Below are 19,835 nucleotides of genomic sequence, written 5' to 3'. Positions count from 1 at the left end.
CGTCGCGGTGAGCGAGCGGACGCTGCTGCGCGGGGGCCGGCTCGTCGACGGCACCGGGAGTCCCGCCACCCCGGCCGACCTCCTCCTCGAGGGCGGGCTCGTCGTCGCGGTGGAGGCTCCCGGGCGGCTGGGGGCGGCCACGGCCCAGGTCCGCGAGCTCAGCGGCGCCGTCGTCTGCCCGGGGTTCATCGACGTGCACTCGCACGCGGACAACGCGCCGCTGCTGGCCGAGGACGACCGGTCCAAGATCACTCAAGGCGTGACGACCGAGGTCGTCGGCAACTGCGGGTTCAGCCTGGCACCGGTTTCCGACGCCCACCGGGATGCCCTCCGCGGGCTGATGAGCCGGGTCTTCCCGCCCCTGGCGGCCGACTGGAGTACGCTGCCCGAGCTGTTCGCCGTGACCGACGCCGCCGGCTACGTCACCAACTACGCACCCCTGGTGGGACACCACTCCCTGCGGGTGGCTGCGATGGGCATGGCCGACGGCGCACCGGACGCTGACCACCTGGCGGCGATGCGCCGGGCCACGCAGGAGGCCTTCGAGGCCGGGGCGTTCGGCCTCTCGACCGGGCTGATCTACCCGCCCGGACTCTTCGCCCGGGACGCGGAGATCCAGGCCCTCGCTGAGGTCATGCCCGCCGGCCGGCCCTACGTCACCCACATGCGCGGCGAGGGGCGGATGCTGCTGGACAGCATCGCCGAGGCGATCCGGATCGGCGAGGCGGCCGGCCGGCCGGTACACGTCTCCCACCTCAAGGCGGCCGGGCGCAAGGTGTGGGGCCGCATGGGCGAGGCGCTCGCCCTGCTCGACGCCGCCCGAGAGCGTGGCGTCGACGTCACCCATGACGTCTACCCCTACCTGGCGGGCAGCACCATGCTCACCGCCACTCTGCCGCCGTGGTTCCAGGAGGGTGGCAACCCCTCGGTGCTCCGCCGGCTGGCGGACCCGGCCAGCGTGGACCGGTTGCGCCGCGACATCGAGTCCGACGACGGCGCGTGGGAGAACCACGTCGACGCCTGCGGGTGGAGCGGCATCGTGGTGGCCTCCACCCGCAGCCACACCCACGACGGCAAGAGCCTCCAGCAGATCGCCGACGACACCGGCGTCGAGCCCCTCCAGGCGCTGATCGACGTACTCCGCGCCGAGGAGCTCGAGGCCAGCATGATCATCTTCTCGATGCGGGAGGACGACCTGGTCGAGGCGCTCCGCCACCCCCTGACGATGGTGGGGTCCGACGGGCTGCCCCCGGGCGGCGGCGGCAGACCGCACCCCCGCATGTGGGGCACCTTCCCCCGCGTGCTGAGCAGGTACGTCCGCGAGACGGGGGTGCTGTCGCTGGAGGAGGCGATCCGCAAGATGACCTCCCTGCCCGCGCGGCGGTTCGGCCTGCAGGGACGCGGCGAGGTCCGTCCCGGCGCGGTCGCCGACCTCGTCGTCCTCGACCCCGCCGTCGTGCACGACGAGGCCGACTACGCCGACCCGGTCCGCCCGGCTTGCGGCATCGCCGACGTCTTCGTCGGCGGGCACCCGGCCGTCGACGGCGGGACTTACATGGGACGGCGGCACGGCACCCGACTGGCGCCGGCGGGACCGTGAACGGCGCCGCAACCGGGGTCACCGGGTCGCTGGTGTACGCCGCGCGGCGGGACGCGGAGGAGGCCGCCCGCACGGCAGGCGTCGACATCCGCACCGCCGCACGGGGCGGCGTCCAGGAGATCGTTTCCACCGTCTGGGGTCCGGGCCAGCGGCTGCAGGCCAACCTGCTCATGGCGATGGCCCACGCCGGAGGCACCGTCGCGGCCGCCGTCCGCGGCGACGGGCCGGTGGGTGCCTGCGTCGGGTTCCTCGGCTGGAACGGCGGGGTGCACCTGCACTCCCACATGGCCGCGGTGCGTCCCGGGGCCCGGACCACCGGGGTGGGCTGCGCCCTGAAACTGTGGCAGCGCGCCGTCTGCTTGGAGCACGGCATCGCGGAGATCCGCTGGACCTTCGACTCCCTGGTCCGGCGCAACGCCTACTTCAACCTGGCCAAGCTGGGTGCCCGCGTCATCGACTACCGGCCGGACCGCTACGGCGAGATGGACGAGATCGTGAACGCGGGTGACCGCAGCGACCGCTTCGAGGTCTGCACCAGCCCCCGGGCCGGGTTTGCGAGCGATCAAGGCCATCCCGACGACGTCCAGCACGAGCTCCGTGCGCAGGTCGTCGGCGTCTGCCCCGACCGCGACGCCGTCCCCGTCTGGTCGGCGCGGTCTTGGCCGAACAGCACGACGAATGGACCGAAGGCCGCCGCCACCTCGGCCTCGACGTCCTCGCCCGCTGCCGCATCCAGCGGCTGTCAGCCGATTCTCGGGACACACTGTCCTGTCTGCCCATACCTGTGACGCGTCGGTCGCCGAGGAGCGCGCTGGCAGTGCGTCAGGCGCCTGGGACGAGGCCTGCGGCTCGAAGCCCAGGGTGACCACATGTCAGGGGCTTCGATTGCCGCTACGCTCACCCGGGCATGAGCGAGTGCATCGGCGAGGAGGCGTCCACACTTGCCTCAGCGTAGTAGCGGCGCGTCCCTGTAGCGGCCGAGCCAAGCTGCTCCTGTCCAGAACTCGTATACACCTGGCCGGCTCGGGGATGGGTACCACCCAGGAGGGTCGACGGCGAAGTCCGGCTCCACAAGGACCGAGCCTGTGGACTCAAGAATCCAGATGCCCCGGTAATCCCACGGCACTCCCAAGTCCGACCAGCGCTTAGCGCCAGCCTCCGACGCAAAGTTCCCCGCCGTGAGCCGCAGCGTTGTGTAGCCGCGCTGCAACTCATCACGCTGGCGAGCTCCGACCTTCGACCACCAGCGAAGCGGAAACACCATCGCGAGCAGCGCGACCAACGAGCCGAGCAGGCTGGACCAGAGCATTGGGAGAAAGCGGTCAGCACCGGTCACCGCAGCAGAAGCGATGGTCCACAAGACGACTGTCCGGTACAGGCAGGCCTTGGCCAGCTCGACCGCGGTCAATCCGGGCAACAGGTGTGGCGCTGTGGCGGGCGCGTGTGGGACCTTTTCGTCAGCGACTGCCTGAGCGAATCCCGGGACAGTCCGCGGGTTTGCACTGCGCTGCCGCTGGGCTCGTCTTCCCACGCCTCCTCCTAATCGATCAGTCCGCCCAGATACCGCCATCGAGCAACGCGACTGCGCTGTCATAGGACGAGTCAGAACTGTCGGCAACCGCGATACGCACAGTAACAGGCTGACCCGGGACCACTGGGACCGAGCAGGTCAACGGAACTGTGAGGCCGTCCATGGTCGTCCCGTAGCCGGCGGCACCTGTCGAGTTGTCGACGTAATAGTTGCTGTTCGTGTGGTCATTCACCGTATTGATCGACACAGGAGTTGACGTGCCAGGCACGACGGCGCAGTTTGTGCCATTGACGAAGACTGCCATAACGTCATTGAAGCTGCTGCCCACATACTCGGGATACTCCTCGCTCGCGAAGACGTATCGAACGTGCAAGGTCGACCCTGTTGGCGTGATGGTCACCTGATATGAGGCAGCATCATTGGTCGAATGACCCGCGAGCGCAGAGAGTTGTGCATCTCCGGGTTGGCCCATGCCCGTGCTGGCGAACTGGGAGGGCGCTCCGATGGCATCACTGATCTGACCAGTACTGAGGACCCAAGTCTTCTGGCCGGGGGCGAAACCGTCTACATGCCCCCATTGAGCCCCCGATCCCGAGGTCACGTCGTCCACCTTGGTGACGCCGCCACCGAGCAGCGTGTCGGGAGTGCCAGCGGACGGCGCCTGGAGATCCTGACACCCAGAGGGGTAGTGCTGCGTGGGGAACCAAGGAGTGGTGTTGCTCATCAACGGCACCGAGGCACTCAAGGACAGCTTGCCCAAGAAGGCCTTCACCGCAAGAGTCAGAGCCCACGACTTTCCAGCAGCCAATTGCAGGCACTGGTTAAATCTCGGGTCCGGGTGTGGGAACTTGGGGCCGAAAGATGCGTCGAAGGGGTGGACGGCGCCATTGATGCCAGCGATGATCCCCAAACCGCTCGTCCCGGCGCCTGGGCCGAATGTGAGCTCGCCACCGGTTCGCAGATTGAGACTGCCATTGGACGTTACGACTTGAGGAGTAAGCGGCGTAGCGTTCATGATCGGCTGGACCGAGACGTTCGGATTGCCGGACACACCCATGGTTGCGGTTACGTTGAAACCGCTGGTGACCGTCAAGCCCACGTTTCGGATATCCCAGGCCCCTTGGATATTGAACTCCGCAGTAGGCCGGAACGAGATGGCCATCGGCACAGGTCCGGCCTGAAAGGTCCTGAAAACATGGGGAAGCGTCACATTGCATCGGACGTTCAGCGTGGTTTGAACTTCCGCCGCCCCTGTGAGGCGGATAGTCAGGCCAGCGTTCACGGTGGCCTTCACGGGCACCGACGCAAACTTGTCGACTTTGGTAGCAAAGTGCCCGTCAGCCTTCAGTGTGGGAGTGAAGTTGACGAAGTTTCCGGACCCACGCGTGCGGCCACACTGAGCGCTCGCCGCCGGCAGTTGCGCCGGGAGTCCTGCAATGCCGTGAGTCAAGTTCTGCGGACCGGCGGCCGGCTGACTCTCGTCAGGCGGTGCGCCAGTAACGGAGAAGGAGGGCACGGAGAGTTCGTAGTAGTCAAAGGCGTCGGCCAGACCCGCCGGGTCGAGTTCGACGGTGCGCCCGTCGGTCGAAATGGCTCGAACGACACCGACAAGGCCGCCGGCCAGTGTATCTGACGCCGGCAGCACAACGCCCGATCCCAACAGTGGCGTCGAGATCTGCGCCTGTAGTCGAACACGGACACCGACATCAAGGGTCGTGATCGCCGCGATATCCGTCGGCTCCAAGATAAGGGTGGAAGGTGGCGCAATGTATGACGCCATCGAACCGTCTGGAGTCGAATTGGGCGTCGTAGCTGTGATTGCGAGGGGGCCGTACCAGCGACTGCGGTCCTGCGTGAAGAGGGAATAAGTGTACGTTGCGCCGGGCGTGAGATTCCCGTCCACGGAACCCAATGCCGCGACTGGGACGGTGGTGCCCTGCTGCACATTAGCGGCAGGGGTGGTGCCGGGCGTACGACGAAGGGCGAACCGCGCCGTCGGACTTGCTGTCCAAGCCAAGGAGACGGAGTTCGGGGTCACGCTCGTTGCGTGTATCTGCTGAGCCCCGGCCTCGGGCGAGTACGTGACCTGAAGTTCGGAGCTTTGACCGGGACTGATGACAAGAGTCGGTCTCGATGATATCCCGAGATACCGAGTACCCGCGAATGTGACCGGGGGAGCGTCGACGCGATAGGAGACGGGCGTAACAGGTAACGACAGGGATACTCGCGTGGAGGTTCCAGAAGGCGGCTTGCTAGCCAATTGCTTTGTCGCGCCATTGAGGAACACGTTGGCAGGCACACCGTCGGGCGCATTGATGATGACGGTGACGTTTCCGACTGTAGGAGCAACAGCCTTTGCGCCCTCCGGCATGGCGCCCAGCATCAAGGTCAGGAGAAGTGTCGCGGCCAATAGGGTCGCTCTTCCGCGCACTGATACACCCATCCCCGTCGATTCGCTGAACCGGAGCCCGCATCGTGTGGCTCCGCGGCGGTGAATACGAGCGAACGAAGGTGTCCGTCGTGGCGGCCGGGGCGAGGCTACGGCCCGCTCCCAGGAGCGGGCAAGGATCCGCCTGATAGGCGCGGCACATTCGTCACACCGTGCTCATTCGCCACTGGCGACTCAAGGTTGGGCCCATAAGGCACGGACCAGTCCGCCTCAAATACCAGGACCCCTGCACGTGTATTGTTGACACCCGGGTGTCGAGGTTGATGAATCCCCTGAGGGCTGTACTGCCGCGACGACCAGCGAATGACCAGGGCCGCTGGCCCCGGCGATCGGAGCAGCCCCATGGCGAAGCGAGGGAACGGCGAGGGTTCGATCTTCGAGCGGGCCAACGGACGGTGGTACTCGGCGCTGACCTACCGAGACGACGTCGGCGAGGTGAAGCGGCGGGAGGTCAGCGGCAGAACGCAGGCGGAGTGCGGGCGAAGCTCCGGGAGCTGCGGGAGCGCGTCGAGGCTGGCGCCCCCGTCAAGGGGGCGTCGATCACGATGGCCGCCTGGCTGGAGGACTGGACGACGAAGGCGCTGCCGGCGAGCGACCGCAAGCAGGCGACGATCGACCTGTAGTGACAATTGCTCGCAGCCATCTGGTGCCCAAGCTGGGCAGCCTGCGCCTCGACCGGCTCGCCCCTCAGACCTGGAGACCCTGGTGCTCGCCAAGCGCCGCGCGGGTCTTTCTGCGTCATCCGTCCGAACGATCTACGCCGTGCTCCTGGCCGCCCTTGACGTCGCGGTCCGGGACGGGGTGATCCAGCGCGACCCGGCCGCCCTGGTCAGACGCCCGGCCGTCGAGCGCACAGACGCGGGTTACCTCTCCGCCCAGCAGGCGGAGGCGCTGCTCGAGGCAGTCCGCGGTGACCGCCTCGAGGCCTTGTACCGGGTGATGCTGGCGACCGGCCTGCGCCGCGGTGAGGCTCTGGCCCTGCAGTGGCGAGACGTCGACCTCGATGCGGCCGTCGTCCGGGTGCGCTGGACGCTGTCGCGGACGTCTGCCGGGCTCGAGCTCGGCGAGCCGAAGACCGAGAAGTCGCGGCGCACCGTGCCGCTCCCCGTCCCCGCCGTCGAGACGTTGCGGGCGCACCGCAAGCGCCAGGCCGCCGAACAGCTCGCCGCAGGCAGCCTGTGGCAGTCCAGCGGGCTCGTGTTCACCTCGGAGATCGGCACGCCGCTGGAGCCGCGCAACGTCCTGCGCCGGTTAGAGGCACTGGCCGATCGAGCCGGCCTGCGTGGCGTCCACCTGCACACGCTGCGTCACTCGGCTGCGAGCTTCCTGCTCGCCGCCGGCACGCACACGAAGGTGGTGCAGGAGCACCTTGGCCACAGCTCCTACGCCATCACGGCCGACATCTACAGCCACGTGGCGCCGGTGCAGCAGCGCGAGGCGGCAGACAAGCTCGGGCAGGCGATCCACTGGTGACGTTGCGGTGCAAACCGCGTTGCGGTTCCGGTTGCGGTGCGGTTGCTGTACTCACGCGAGAGGCGGGTCGGTCCGAAGGACCGACCCGCCTCTGCCCTGCGCTTTCGCTGTCGGGCTGACAGGATTTGAACCTGCGACCCCTCGACCCCCAGACAACTTCTTCCCGTCCATGGACGTTCGCCCGCGTGCCATCTACCCAGGTGGCAAGGGGTACGGCGTCCGGTGACATACGCGACCGTCCGTAAGAGTCCAAGTCGCGTTGCGGTTCCGGTTGCGGTCCGCGGCTTCGGCTAGCGAGCCTCCGCGACCTGCGCTCGGTGCGGGCGCCCCCACCGAGCGCAGGAGCACTCCAGGTGGAGCTGAGGGGACTCGAACCCTGACTCCTACACTGCCAGGGCGGCTGATGGGGGTCGGCGCAGGTTCGTCGGAGTCCATTCTCGCAGGTCAGCGGCATGTGCGGTTCTCAGCGAACCGTCACGAATGACCCTGAACGCCGACCTTAGGCCACCATCGCGGCACCACGCGTTTGCGGCCTCATCGCCATCAACTATCGCCATGTCGGGGGGGCCGTTCATGATCGGTTGGCCTACTGGGGAGCCGTCTCAAACCATGCAACTGACAGTTCCTGGTGCGGGGTTCGTGGACGTGCGCCGTCGTACGGACGCGCAGGTCAGACGGCTGATGCGGTCATCCGCGGATGGCTGCGGACAACCGTGAACGCCCCGTGGTGGCACACCGCCTGGCACACAGCATCACCCCGCGAGTGAGGGAACACCCGGTCGGCGGGTCGAAGCCGAGCCCAGCATGGGTGACGACGATCTCCACCCCACTTGGCCACGCGGGTTCGATTCCCTCACCCGCTCCACGTGTTCTCGCAGGTCTACGGTCTGTCAGCCTTCCTGGAACCTTAGGAGGAGCCCGGGAAGGCCCGTTTCAGGCCCCTGGAGACCTGTTCTCCGCTCCATTGGTCATGGATTGGTCACCCCCCGTGCCCCAGCCACACGGTGCCTTCACCGCCGCAGCCGCCGCTGGTCGACGGGGGCGGCCGCCTCCTCGGTCGGCCCTCTTCTACCAGCGGCCAGCCAGAAGCCCAAGACCCCGAAGTCCCGGGCCACCTGAGCGACCGACGCCTCGCCCTTGCGGGCCACGGTGATCGCCTCACGTCGGGACTCCGCCGGAAACGGCTCGGGGCGGGATGCTGATCCTCCAAGCGAGGCCGAAGCCTCACCGCCAAGGAACCAACTGAACCGGGGGCGGTCCCCCTTGACAGGGTCTGCCCTTCGCCGAGGCGTTGCCATGAACCCATCCCTCCTGGGCACGCTGCCCAGGCACCCACCGCTCCCCCTCCGCGGTCGTTCACCGAACCCGGGCCCGACCCCGCTCCTCGTGTGGCCGGCGCCGACCTCGCTCCAGCGACCGACCGAGCAGGTCGCCGCGGACCGGGTGAACGACGACGGCAGACCGCGGCAGGAGCACACCTCGGCAGGCCTCACCTTCCCGATCAGCAGGTGACCGACTGACGCAGGGCGGGGCTCCGATGGCTCGTCCGCGTTCCCGCGCGCTCCACCTCGGCGAGGACCCTGCCCACGATGACCTGCAGGTCCCGGCAGAACCGCCCGGGTGCGAAGCTCTCGGCGTGCCGTCGCAGCTGCGCGGGGTCGTAGGCACTGGGGTCGAACCTGCCCATCTCGTACGCCAGCGAGCCGATCGCCGTGTCGTCGTACACCGGCTGCCACAACCGCCCGGTGACGCCGTCCACGACGGTGTCCAGGCTGCCGCCCGCGCTGAGTGCCAGGACGGGTGTCCCGCAGGCCTGGGCCTCCACCGAGACCCTGCCGAAGTCCTCCTCGCCGGGCACCACCACCGCCGCGCACCTGCGGTAGAGCTCCCTCAGTTCGGTGGCGCCGACCTGTCCGACGAACTGGACGCGCCGGCCGGCCATCTGCTCGAGCGCCGGACGGCTGGGACCGGCGCCTGCCACGACCAGCTGCACTCCTGCCGCCCGCGCAGCGGCGACCGCGACGTCCGTGCGTTTGCGCGGCAGCAACCGTCCGGCGTAGAGGAAGAAGTCATCCTTCGTCCGCTGAGGCGCCGGCCGGTACCAGTCCACGTCCACCGGTGGGGGCACCACCTCCGCGTGTCGGTCCCACCACGCACGGATCCGCCCGGCCACCGCACGGGAGGCGGCGACGAGCACGTCGGGGCGCGTCGCGGCCGCCCGGTCGGTGGTCTGGTACCTCGCGGCACGGGCGTCCCACGCCCGCCGGGCCACCCGGCCGGTGTCCCCGTACGTCCGCATCCGCGGGTCCCACATCGACCGGGCCGGACCGTGCACATAGGAGACCATCGGGATCCCACTCGGGGCGGGCACCCACTGGGCGAAGAGACGGTGCACGGTCAGCACGACGTCGAAGCCGGAGAGGTCCGCTGTGGACACGGCCGCCGGTGACGTCCCGAACAGGGGCAGCTGTCGGCCGTCGCTCCGGTGCAGCAGGCGCAGGGCGGCCTCTCGCACCCTGGCAGCCCGCAGCCCCTCCGGTGTCCGCTCGTCGATCAGGGCCGTCACGACCTCGGCCCGCGGCCAGAGTCGGCACAGCTGTTCGACGACCTCCTCCTGGCCGCGCTGGTCGGTGCGCACCTCGTGGACGATGGCGGGACGGATCATGCGCGCACGTCCGTGGCCGCGCGGCGGGCACTGGTCGTCCGGCCGGGTCCGGACACGGTGGTGTGAAGCAACACGGGAGCTCCCCCTTCGGAGGTCAGCACAGCTCGCCGACGGGCGTCGACGGTGACCTCCCTGTGAGAGACGGCCCAGACACCGGGTTACAACGCGACCACGCAGACCGATCGAGGCGGCTGGCTCCTCTGGAGCAACCGACCTCGCGCCACCGCGGACCACGTCCGGATGCCCCCGGCTGCCCATCGCGAGAAAGGTCGGCGAACCCGCGTGGTAACCCTTTCCTCTCCGTGTCTCTTCATGGACGGACCACCCGGGGGCCGGAGGAGCGGCCGATTGACACGGGTCAGGGGGGTGTCCAAGCTCCCTGCGATCGAGTACCTGCCGAGCGGGCAGATCGCGCGCCTTGCAGGGAGCACGTCGGGGGAACCAGGGGGAAGACAATTGCGTCTGAGCGCGCCACGGCGAACGGGGCCCCGGCTCCTCCTGCTCCTCGCGACCGCCGCGCTCTGCGCCACGCTGGCGGCGCTCATCTCGTCCTTCATCCCGCCGCGGTACTCCGCCACCGCCCAGCTCGTGGCATCGGCCGGTGCTCCGGACGAGCCGGCCGGTGATCGAGCCGCAGCCGACCAGGTGTACGCCCGCACCTTCGCCGAGCTGCTCGACGGTCCCGAACTCGCTGAGCGTGTCGCTGCGCGCCTCCCGAGTCCCCTCCCCCCATCCGAGGCGGCGCAGCGGACGACGGTCGTCGCCGTCGAGGGCACCGCGGTGGTCGAGGTCGTCGCAGTGGGACCCACCGCCGAGCGTGCTGCTGACCTGGCCACCACGTGGGGGGAGGTCTCCGCCGAGGAGGGCGCCGACCTCGTCAGCGTGCGCAACGCATCGCTCGGCCTCGCCGCACCGGCCGCGGTCCCGGTGGCACCCGAGCGTCCCCGACCGGTGCTCTACAGCAGCACGGCCGCTGTCGGCGGCGGCCTGCTGGCCGCACTCGTCCTGGTGGCGTCCGGTCGGCGTCGCGCGTCGGACGAGGACACCCTCACGGCCCGAGCCGCACCGGCCGCCGACTTGCCGCCGCGGGACGGCCGGCTCGCCACCCTGCTGAGCAGCCACCGCTCGTGGCTGGCTGCCGGCGCGGCGCTGGCTGGGACCGCGGCGGCCGTCGTCCTCACCGGGCTCGTGGTGTCGTCGGCACCTCCGGCTGCCCGCGCCGCCGTGGGGCTGCTGCTGGGTGCCCTGGCCGGCGCCGTCCTCGCCGTGGCAGCGCTGGTCGTCTACGACCGGAGCCGCGGGCTGGTCCTGCTGAGCGCGGACGCCGTCCAGGCCACCGGCGCCGACATCGTCGTCCAGACCACCGAGCCACGTCGACTGCACGCGGCCACCGGCCTGGACATGCGCTTCCGTGACCTGGAGCCGTACCGAGGGCTGCACCGGGCGCTGGCCGGACAGCCGCAGGTCCGAGTCGTCCTCGTGGTCGGCGACTCCCCCGGCGCCCAGCCTGCCCTGCGCAGCATCGACGTGGCCGTGGCCGGGGCCAATGCGGGTGAGCGGACGGTCCTGGTCGGCGCCCGCACTCAGGCGCACCGCCGCTCGGTCGGCGAGGTCCTCCGGAAGACGCTCGAGGACGACGCGGCCGTGAGTGCTGAGCTCGTGCCCACCGATCGGCCTCATCTGCGGGTGCTGCCTCTCGACTGGCCGGACGCGTCCGACGTGCGTGGCCGGGAGGCCCTCGAGTCACGGCGACTCCCGCTGCTCGTCGACCGGCTCCTCGACACCGCCGACCTCGTCGTCCTGTCGGGCCCGCCGCTCACCGAGGTGTCACTGCGCCTGGCCGCGGTCGCGGACGCGGCCGTCCTGGTCGTGGTGGCCGGCAGCTCGACCGTCGCCGACTGCCGTCGGGCCGCCGACCGCCTCGCCCGTGCCGGCAGCCGGGTCATCGGCGTGGTCCTGGTCCATCGCGGTCACGGGACGCGCACACCGGTGATCTGGAACCGGCCCCGGCAAGCCGTGCCGGACCCGGAGGAATCGGGTGACGACCCGTCGGTCGAGGACGCGCCGACAGCGGCCGACGAGCTGGCCGGTGCCCTCCGGGACGCCGGCGCCGGTAGCGGGCGTGCCGGCGCCAGGCGGGCCGAAGGTCAGGCGACACGGTCGGCCACCAGCGGCTGCCCGGCTCCCAGGTCGGGGGCGGAAGCACGAGGAACCACCGAGGGGGAGAGATGACGAGCGGGTCAGAGGACCGTCCCGGCGGGAAGCAGATCGAGGTCGACGCCCTGTTCGCCGCGCAGCAGGCCGAGCGCCGGCGGCAGCGCCTGCGGATCGGAGCGGTCACGGTGGCGACGCTCGCTGCCGGTGGACTGATCGGAGGCCTGGCGGTCGGAGCGATCGATGGCGGTGACGGCGGCCAGCCGACCGCTGACGACGCCGGTACGGCCGAGGGGAGCGCGCGCGGACCGAGCCCCGAGCCCTCCGGGTCGCCCGGGGAATCCGAGTCCGAGGAGGCGGAGGACGCCCTGCCTGGAGCAGACGCGACCGGTCCACCCGTCGAAGTCCCGTCGAGCGCTCTATCGGACAACTCCGGCACGGGAGGCTCCGGCACGGGAGGCTCCGGCACGGGGAGCTCCGGCACCGGGAGCTCCGGCACGAGGAGCTCCACCCCGGGGGGCTCGGGAGGAACCGGGGGCCCGCAGTCCAGCCCGCCGCCGGGCCAGCCGGGCGACACGTCGGAGTCCGCGCCGTCCGACCCGGCGGCGCAGCCGACCCACCACGTGGTCCGGCCGGGCGACAGCCTGTGGACGATCACCGCTCAGCTGCTCGGGGAGCAGGCGACGGCTGAGCAGGTCCTCGACGCGTGGCCCCGGCTCTACGCGGCCAACCGGGACGTCATCGGCGCAGACCCCGACCTCATCCACCCCGGGCAGGAACTCGTGCTGCCCGGCTTGCCCTGACCGTCACCCGAGCGACTTCCCTGGCCGGACACGGCCGCAGGACGAGGTTCGCCTCCCCTGTCGCCACCGGGGTGCCAATCAACTCCACCGATCGGCCTCACCGATCCGGGGACTGTCGGCCATCTGCTGCGGGGTGGGCCCGGACGAGCGGGGCCGGCGCACCCTCGAGGACCTCGAACCAGGCGCCCGGCTTCGTCACGGCACCGACCACGGTCAGGCGAGCCGCCGTGGCGTACCGGGGGCTGAGTCCGTCCCCGTGATCCGGAGGGGGATCACCCTGCAGCGCCGCCTGCTGCCTGACCGTCTCGTCGTTCGACAGGGGCACGGCGGCCGAGCCCGCGATCGCCGCGACGACCACCGCGGCCACCACTGCTCGACGTCGCCCGGTCGGAGCTCCGCGGAACCGGTACTACCGGTCGGTCGCCGTCCCTCTAGGAGGTGCCTTCGTGCGCGAGGACCGTTCGCCGTCCGGTGCCGACGTACTGCTGTCGCGCGGTGCCGCTCCGCCGGGTGGGGCGCCACCCTCTCGGGCCACCACCTCCGCCGCCTGGAGCTCGCGGGCGGCCTCGCTGTCCGCCGGAGGCCCCACGCCACCTGCTCGCCTCAGTGCACGAGCGAGACCTGCGGCGAGGACCGAGGCGTCCAGGCCCTGCTTCGGCGTCCGGTCGAGCAGGGCGAGGAACGTGGTGGCTGCGGCTCGGACGTCGTCCGACCGGGTGGCCGTGGCTCCGCCTCCGTCGCCGGGAGGGACGGCGGGGAGCGGCAGGAGGGTCACCTCCAGCTCAGTCGTCGGACCCGTCCGGTGAGACAGCAGCAGGCAGCGTTCGCTCACCGCTCCGTGGACGACGCCGGATCGGTGGAGAGCAGCCAGGGCCTCAAGCACGTCGCCGGCCAGCCGTTGGACGTCCTGCACCGTCGTGACGGGGCTGTGCTCGCCGGAGGACAGGACACGTCCCCGCAGCGGCTCACACACGACGTCCAGCGAGCCGGGGTGCGCCTCGACCTCGCGGACCTCGGCCAGGTGTGGGTGGCGCACTCGGGCGTAGCGCCGCAGCCGGTCGGCCTCCGCGGCCACTCCCCCGGCGTCGGCCGGCGCCGGCACGTGCAGGACGCTCACCACAGCACCCGACAACCTGTCCCGTGCCGGGTTCAGGATGCCGTCGGGTGAGCGGCCGGCCGGTTCCCGCCGGTAGCGGTCGGCGATCCACTCCACCTGACTCCCCGGACCACCAGCGTTGGACGTCAACAGGCACACCCACCGTCCGGTGGCGCGAGGGCGGGCGCAAGGGCACCGCGTGACCGGAGGTGTCCAGCCCGTGCCCTCGATTCCCTCCGGATCCGACAAGTGACTGGCAGTATCTGACTGAGAGATGACGCGGAGGTGCCCCTCCGCCCCACAGCCGACCGGACGTCGACAACTTCCCCGAGGTCGGGACCATGGACGTGAATGACGACGCGCAGCTCCTGTCTCGCTCCCGCGCCGGAGACGCAGCTGCCTACGCCCAGCTCTACGAACGGCACGTCGGAACAGCGCTGCACGTGGCTCGGCAGATGACCGACGAGGCGGAGGACGTCGTCTCGGACGCCTTCGCACGCACGTACACGGTGCTCCGCGAAGGTCGCGGTCCCGACGTCGCCTTCCGGCCGTACCTGCTGCGCGCCGTGCGCAACGCCGCGATCGACCGCCACCGGCGCGTGCGGCGAATCACCCCCCGGGAGAGCCTCGAGGAGGCGGAGACCCCCTTGCACCATGCGCAGCCGACCGCCGATCCTGCGATCGACCGGTTGGAGCAGCAGTTGGTGGCGCAGGCGTTCCAGTCCCTGCCCGAGCGGTGGCAGATGGTGCTGTGGCACACCGAGGTGCAGGGCGAGGCACCCGCGCAGGTGGCTCCGCTGCTCGGCATCAGCCCCCGCGCGGTGGCGCAGCTGGCGGTCCGGGCTCGTGAGGGCCTGCGCACGGCCTGGCTGCAGGAGCACATCGTCACCGCACCTCCGGGGCACGAGGAGATGGTCCACTTGCTCGCCGCCCACGTGCGCGGCTCCCTCGGCGTGCGAGACCGACGAGCACTCGAGACCCACCTGACGGAGTGTGTTGACTGTCGCCGGCTCCGCGACGAGCTCAAGGACGTCAACAACCGGCTACGCGTCATCCTGGTACCCGCATTGCTGGGGCTCAGCATCGCCAAGCTGGCCTGGGGCGCCCCGCCCGCTGCGGCAGCCGCCGCCGTCCCGGTCGCAGGAGCGGCCGCCGTCGGGACGGCGAGGGACGGCGTGAGCGGACTGGCGGGCGGCGCGGCAGCCGGCGGCGCCCACGGGTCCGGCACCGCTGGAGCGGCCAGCGCAGCCGCGGCGGGCGGTACCGTCAGCGCACCGTCGGCTGCCGGGTCCACGGCCGGCGCCGGCGGACTGCTCGCAGCGACCGTGGCGGCGGTGTCCCAGCCGGTCACCGCCGGTCTGGTGGCGGCGGCCGTCGCGACGACGGGGTTCGGGGCCTACGTCGCCATCGGCAGCCGCCCCGCCGATCCCGCGCCCCCGGGTGAGTCGCGTCCCGCGCAGGTCACCCCACCGTCGCCCGGGAACTCCGGACCGCCATCCCCCTCCACCGGGCCGACCTCCGGCTCGCCCGGTCCCGGCGCCACTGACAGCGCATCCCCCACGGGGGGCGGCTCGCCCAGCCCCACCACGGCTCCCGGGAGCGGGACGCCTGACTCCACGGGTCCGACACCGCCCCCGTCGACCAGCGGCTCCGTTACTGCCACCGACCCGTCCACGTCCGGCTCGTCGTCCGCCAGCACGGGGGCGACCAGCAGCGGGCCCACCACCGGGTCCTCGGCACCAGCCACGCCGGGCTCATCTGCACCGAGCTCGACGCCGGGTTCCCCCGGATCCTCGTCGGGTCCGTCCCCGTCGAGCACGTCGTCCCCGACGTCCTCGTCCGCCACCCCGTCGGCAACCGGCCCGAACACGAAGACGCCCCCGCCCTGACGTGCACGCGACCCTCGAGCGACCCGGGCGGTGACCGCGCGGCAGCCGGGAGACGGCGTGAAGTGACGTGGTACCGGACGGATCGGTCCGTCTCCTCCGTGTGACCACGCACGATGCAGTCCCGCCATGGAACCGAGCACGGTGATCCTGGCGCCCACGAACAGCTCCGGACCGCCGGCCACGCCAAGGCACCGGTGCGGCCGCGGGCCCGCGTCCTCGACGTTGGACTGGCGGCAGTCGGCTGCATGCCGGGGACGCGATCCGGAACTCTGGTTCTCGGCCCTGCCGGCCGACCGCGACCTGGCCACCGGCATCTGCGCGTCCTGCCCGGTCCAGGTGCGCTGTCTGGCGACCGCGCTGACCTTCGAGGCGGCAACCGGCGGGGGCAGCCACGGCCTCTGGGGCGGCTACTCGGAACGGGACCGCCGACAGACGCTGGACACCGTGCGGTCGTCCTCGCGGCGGGGCCGCAGCCGGTGGGGCTCCCCTCGGTGAGCGAAGTGCAGTCCGTCCAGCCCCGGGACGCCGCGGCCGCTGCGGTCCGCGCCCTCTCGGTCGCCGCCGCGGTCGACGCTGCGCTGACCGACCGGGTGCTGGTCATCGGCTCGCTCCCGCCCTTCGGCCGGGACCTGGACCTGCTGGTCCGGCTCCCCCAGCGCCGTCAGGTCGTCGAGTGGTGTGTCGCCTCCGGATTCGTGCCGTCTCAGGACAGGTGGGCGACCTTCGACGCGGACGGCCCGTACGTCATCGACGTGGAGCACGCCGAGCGGGATCGGTGGGGCGGGCGGGACCCCTCGGTCCTGTTCGCCGACGCCGAGCCGTTGACGTGCTTCCGCCACCTCGCGCGGCCCTCACCGGCGGCTGTTCTCGTCCTGGCCGGCCGTAGCGTCGTCGCGCGCCGGGGCCGGCTCAGCGCGGGCACCCGGGCCCGCGTCGACCGAGTCCTCGATCGGGACCCGGATGCCTGGACGACCGCCGAGGAGGTCGCACGGCAGCTCGGTCTCCGAGGCGCCTTGCGGGCCCTGCGGGCTGCCCACCGGTCCCGCGTGGACTCTCCGCCCGCCCGTGCCGGCCGGGTGCTCCGCTACCTGCTGGGCCCGGACCCGGTACGGGTCAAGGCCGCCCTGGTGCGTGAGTCCCTCCCCCGGCGCCTACGGCCCACCGTGGTGTCGCTCTCGGGCCTGGACGGGTCGGGCAAGAGCACCCAGGTGCGGCGGCTGCGGGAGGCCCTGACCCAACTCGGCGTGCCCAGCACCGATCAGTGGGCGGGCTTCGCGACCAGCCGGAAGCTGTACGGCATCTGCTCGTTGCTGGACCGGCGCGCCTGGACGCCGGCCGGCCGACGGGAACTGCGGGCGCAGCCGCTCGACCCCTTCGTCCCCCCTGGGTGCCGCACCGGCACGATGGCACCGCACCTGTGGGTCGGCCTCGCCGCCGCCTTCAACGCCCTGCAGCTGTGGTGGCTGACCCTGCGGCCGCGGTCCCGGACGCAGGTGCTGCTGTTCGACCGGTTCAGCCCCGACACCGCGGTCAAGCTGGACTACTTCTTCGGCCACGAGCGCCGGCTCGACGTCCGGTTCGAGCGGGCGCTGTTCCGCCTGCTGGCGCCCAGACCCGCCGTCGGGTTCCTGCTGGCCGTGCCCGGCGAGGTCTCCCATGCCCGGCGGCAGGAGCACTGGGGTCCGCGGGAGCTGGAGTGCATGGCCCAGCTGTACGAGGGTCACGTGCCGCGGTTCGGCCTCCGGCGCCTCGACGGTCGGCGCCCAGCCGACGACCTGCACCGCCGGATCCTGCGAGACGTGTGGCGCGCGCTGTGAGGAGCCTGCCCTCCTGGGCGCCGCGGCTGGTCGAGCGCTGGCCGCCCGTGACGCCGTCGGTCGATGTGGCCGCGGTCCTCGCGGACCGACTCGGCCTGCCGGCGGGCTCGTGCGTCCCCGTCTGGTCGGCTCGCGCGCAGGCACGCTCCACCGTCCACTTCCTCGGCACGGCCGACCGGCCGGGACTGTGCCGCTGGGTGGTCAAGCAACCGCGCACGAACTGGACGCAGGACGACGTCGCCAGTCCGCTGGCCGCCGCACGGGAGTTCGCCGGGCTGCTGCGGCTGGCGGGACACTTCACAGCACGCGGCGGGCCGGCCCGCGTCCCGACGCCCGTGGCCCTGCTCCCCGAACTCGAGGGGTTCGCCACCGCCTACGTCCCCGGGCCCGCGGTGTCGGACCTGCTGCACACCCGCTCGGTGCTCTCGCCCGCGGCGCTGCTGGACGGTGTCGGCCGGGCGGCCGTCTTCCTCCGCGGCCTGCACGAGCTCGAAGCGCTGCCCGCCCGAACGCTCGACCTGGCGCAGGAGGCCGGACGGGTGCGGGTCCGCCTGCAGCAGCGGCTCGCCCCGGCCGGGCTGCCGGTGCCACCCGCCGTGGCCCGGACCCTGGCCGCCGTGCCCTCCAGGACCGTGACGACGTGCCAGGTGTGGCTGCACGGCGACTGCACGCCGGCCAACGTCCTGCTCCCCGAGGGCCGGACCGTCGTCGGGATCGACATCGACCTGCAGGGGACGGGAGCGCCGGAGGAGGATCTGGCGCGTTTCGTCGCCTTCACCACCGGGTCGGTGCCCTTCCTGGTCGACGCGGTCCTGCCCGAGCGCCTGCGACTGCACCGCCCGCTGGTCGGCCGCTTCCTGGAGTGCTACGGCTCCGGGGTGTGCGCACCGGTGTTCGAGCTGCGCCTCCTGCAGCAGCTGGCCGGGCGCTGGCTGCGGCTGCGCCAGCTGGCGCGGCTGCACGGGCGACCCGCGCTGCTCCCCTTACGGCTGCAGACGGTGGACGCCCAGCTGCAGTCCCTGCTGCTCGCCAGCGCTCGCCGGCTGGCCCGTGCCACCTGGACCTGACCTCCTGTGCTCACCTCACACCCGCGCCCGCCGGCGCAGCAGCAGAGGGACGGCGAGGGCACCGGCGGTCTGCGCCACCAGCCACGCCACACCGGCGCCAGGGATGCCGAGCAGCCCCAGCAGCGGGAACGCCGACAGCAGGGTCAGCGCGGACATGCTCGCGTTGAGGGTCGCGGCCGCGGCCAGCCGCCGCCGGATGCGCAGCGCCGCCACGGCGATGTTGGTGACCGCGTCGGGCAGGGCCGAGACGGCCAGCACCCACAGCAGCACCCGGCCCCTGTCGGCGTATCCGGGACCGAGAGCGCCCAGGACGAGGTCGGGCGCCACGGCCACGACGAGCAGCGGCAGGGACAGCAGGGCGCCTATCAGCACGACGGCCTGCCGGACCTGGGCGTGCAACGGCTCTCCCGGCGCGGCGCTCCGGGCCAGGTAGGCGTTGGCCACCGCCGGGCTGATGGTGAAGAACAGACCGCCCAGCAGCCAGGTTGGGTAGAAGTAGCCCGCTTGCACCGGGCCCAGCTGCGTGAGGACCACGACCGGGAGCAGGTACACCGCTCCCGCTCCGCCAAGGGCGGTCAGGTGGTACCCCAGGAAGTAGCGACGCCTGTCCCACACCTCGGGCAGGGCCCGAGGCACGTGCCGCAGGCTCTCCCGGGGGCGCAGCAGCGCCAGGGCGAGCAGGTCTGCCGCCACCGTCGCGAGGGCGTAGGACCAGATCAGGTCGTGCAGCGACGTCTGCCCCGGCAGCAGGAAGACCAGCAACCGGCCCGTGCTCATGACGGCGCCGCGGACGAGCATGATCGGCGTCCGGCCCACGGCCAGGGCCACGGCGTCCAGCGCCAACCCGGTGCTCGTGGCGACCACCGAGACGACGAGGGCGATGGCCAGGGACGGTTCGGCGGCCGGCGCCAGGGACTGCACCAGCCGGGGGACGACGGTGGTGAGGAGCAGCCCCCCGACCACCGAGAGCAGAGCGGTGGCGACGCCGGCGCGCACGGCCTCCGCGCGACGAACCCGCGCGTCGGTCGCCTCGGCCAGCAGCCGGAGGGTGCCCACGACGATCCCCGTGCTGGTCACCAGGTGAGTTGCGCTGACGGCGCTCAGCAGGCTGCCGCCGAGGCCGGTCGCCGCCGGTCCGGCATCCCGGGCCGACAGCGCCCAGAACAGGTAGCCGACTGCGGACGTGACCGCCTGCGTGGCCAGGATCAGGACGCTGTTGCGGTAGAAGCCCACCGCCCAGACCCGCGCCGCCGAGCTCCTGAGCCGGCCCGGGGTCACGATCGGTCCTCGT

Annotated in this window: 14 protein-coding genes and 1 pseudogene; 10 read left to right on the top strand and 5 right to left on the bottom strand. The window is 71.7% G+C overall.

All coding sequences use genetic code 11. The features are described from left to right. Positions 1-7 precede the first annotated feature (7 nt). Together CHB98_RS03700 and CHB98_RS22955 are read left to right on the top strand one after the other, a co-directional pair. Positions 8-1,600: an N-acyl-D-amino-acid deacylase family protein gene (locus CHB98_RS03700; protein ID WP_089304277.1), complete on the top strand. Its 1,593-nt coding sequence runs from the start codon at positions 8-10 to the stop codon at positions 1,598-1,600. A 608-nt stretch (positions 1,601-2,208) separates the two neighbouring features. Next, positions 2,209-2,465 (top strand): annotated as a pseudogene (locus CHB98_RS22955) (hypothetical protein); the annotation flags it as partial. Between the two features lie 682 nt (positions 2,466-3,147). Here the strand turns inward: CHB98_RS22955 and CHB98_RS21920 are convergent. After that, positions 3,148-5,514: a choice-of-anchor L domain-containing protein gene (locus CHB98_RS21920; protein WP_143424928.1), complete on the bottom strand. Its 2,367-nt coding sequence runs from the start codon at positions 5,512-5,514 to the stop codon at positions 3,148-3,150. 539 nt (positions 5,515-6,053) lie between these two features. Between CHB98_RS21920 and CHB98_RS21360 the strand changes: the two genes are divergently transcribed. After that, complete coding sequence (locus CHB98_RS21360) at positions 6,054-6,203, top strand: hypothetical protein (RefSeq protein ID WP_179224156.1); 150 nt, start codon at positions 6,054-6,056, stop codon at positions 6,201-6,203. Positions 6,204-6,285: 82 nt separating this feature from the next. Further along, positions 6,286-7,053, top strand: a complete 768-nt coding sequence (locus CHB98_RS03685; RefSeq protein WP_179224154.1) for a tyrosine-type recombinase/integrase — start codon at positions 6,286-6,288, stop codon at positions 7,051-7,053. Between the two features lie 1,010 nt (positions 7,054-8,063). Here CHB98_RS03685 and CHB98_RS21355 read toward each other — a convergent pair. Beyond that, entirely contained in the window at positions 8,064-8,201 is a 138-nt protein-coding gene (locus tag CHB98_RS21355; RefSeq protein WP_179224152.1) for a hypothetical protein, read from the bottom strand. 353 nt (positions 8,202-8,554) lie between these two features. Then, entirely contained in the window at positions 8,555-9,718 is a 1,164-nt protein-coding gene (locus CHB98_RS21350) for a glycosyltransferase (RefSeq protein ID WP_179224150.1), read from the bottom strand. A 798-nt stretch (positions 9,719-10,516) separates the two neighbouring features. On the opposite strand from CHB98_RS21350, the gene CHB98_RS21345 reads away from it, so the two are divergent. Together CHB98_RS21345 and CHB98_RS22630 are read left to right on the top strand one after the other, a co-directional pair. Further along, positions 10,517-11,950: a P-loop NTPase family protein gene (locus tag CHB98_RS21345; protein ID WP_179224148.1), complete on the top strand. Its 1,434-nt coding sequence runs from the start codon at positions 10,517-10,519 to the stop codon at positions 11,948-11,950. 545 nt (positions 11,951-12,495) lie between these two features. Beyond that, a complete protein-coding gene (locus tag CHB98_RS22630) occupies positions 12,496-12,675 on the top strand; it encodes a LysM peptidoglycan-binding domain-containing protein (RefSeq protein ID WP_143424926.1) in 180 nt (59 codons plus the stop codon). 97 nt (positions 12,676-12,772) lie between these two features. On the opposite strand, the gene CHB98_RS03665 is transcribed toward CHB98_RS22630, so the two are convergent. Then, positions 12,773-13,042 carry a hypothetical protein gene (locus CHB98_RS03665; protein WP_143424925.1) on the bottom strand — a complete coding sequence of 90 codons (270 nt, stop codon included), beginning with the start codon at positions 13,040-13,042 and terminating at the stop codon, positions 12,773-12,775. 1,070 nt (positions 13,043-14,112) lie between these two features. On the opposite strand from CHB98_RS03665, the gene CHB98_RS03655 reads away from it, so the two are divergent. From CHB98_RS03655 to CHB98_RS03640, 4 genes are all read left to right on the top strand, one after another. After that, on the top strand, positions 14,113-15,660 hold the full coding sequence (locus tag CHB98_RS03655) for a sigma-70 family RNA polymerase sigma factor (protein WP_089304268.1): 1,548 nt from the start codon (positions 14,113-14,115) through the stop codon (positions 15,658-15,660). Positions 15,661-15,786: 126 nt separating this feature from the next. Continuing rightward, a complete protein-coding gene (locus CHB98_RS22950) occupies positions 15,787-16,155 on the top strand; it encodes a WhiB family transcriptional regulator (protein WP_425432509.1) in 369 nt (122 codons plus the stop codon). Continuing rightward, positions 16,152-17,477: a hypothetical protein gene (locus CHB98_RS03645; RefSeq protein WP_143424924.1), complete on the top strand. Its 1,326-nt coding sequence runs from the start codon at positions 16,152-16,154 to the stop codon at positions 17,475-17,477. Before CHB98_RS22950 ends, CHB98_RS03645 begins: the two co-directional genes overlap by 4 nt. Further along, positions 17,474-18,544 carry a phosphotransferase family protein gene (locus CHB98_RS03640; protein WP_089304266.1) on the top strand — a complete coding sequence of 357 codons (1,071 nt, stop codon included), beginning with the start codon at positions 17,474-17,476 and terminating at the stop codon, positions 18,542-18,544. Before CHB98_RS03645 ends, CHB98_RS03640 begins: the two co-directional genes overlap by 4 nt. Positions 18,545-18,559: 15 nt before the next feature. Here the strand turns inward: CHB98_RS03640 and CHB98_RS03635 are convergent, their stop codons facing one another. Beyond that, the gene (locus CHB98_RS03635) at positions 18,560-19,822 is read right to left on the bottom strand and encodes a polysaccharide biosynthesis protein (RefSeq protein WP_089304265.1); all 1,263 of its coding nucleotides are present in this window, start codon (positions 19,820-19,822) and stop codon (positions 18,560-18,562) included. Between the last annotated feature and the right edge of the window lie 13 nt (positions 19,823-19,835).

The organism is Geodermatophilus pulveris, assembly GCF_900188375.1.
Lineage (GTDB): Bacteria > Actinomycetota > Actinomycetes > Mycobacteriales > Geodermatophilaceae > Geodermatophilus > Geodermatophilus pulveris.
The sequence above is the reverse complement of the archived record's forward strand: the minus strand, read 5'-3'. Positions and strand labels throughout refer to the sequence as shown.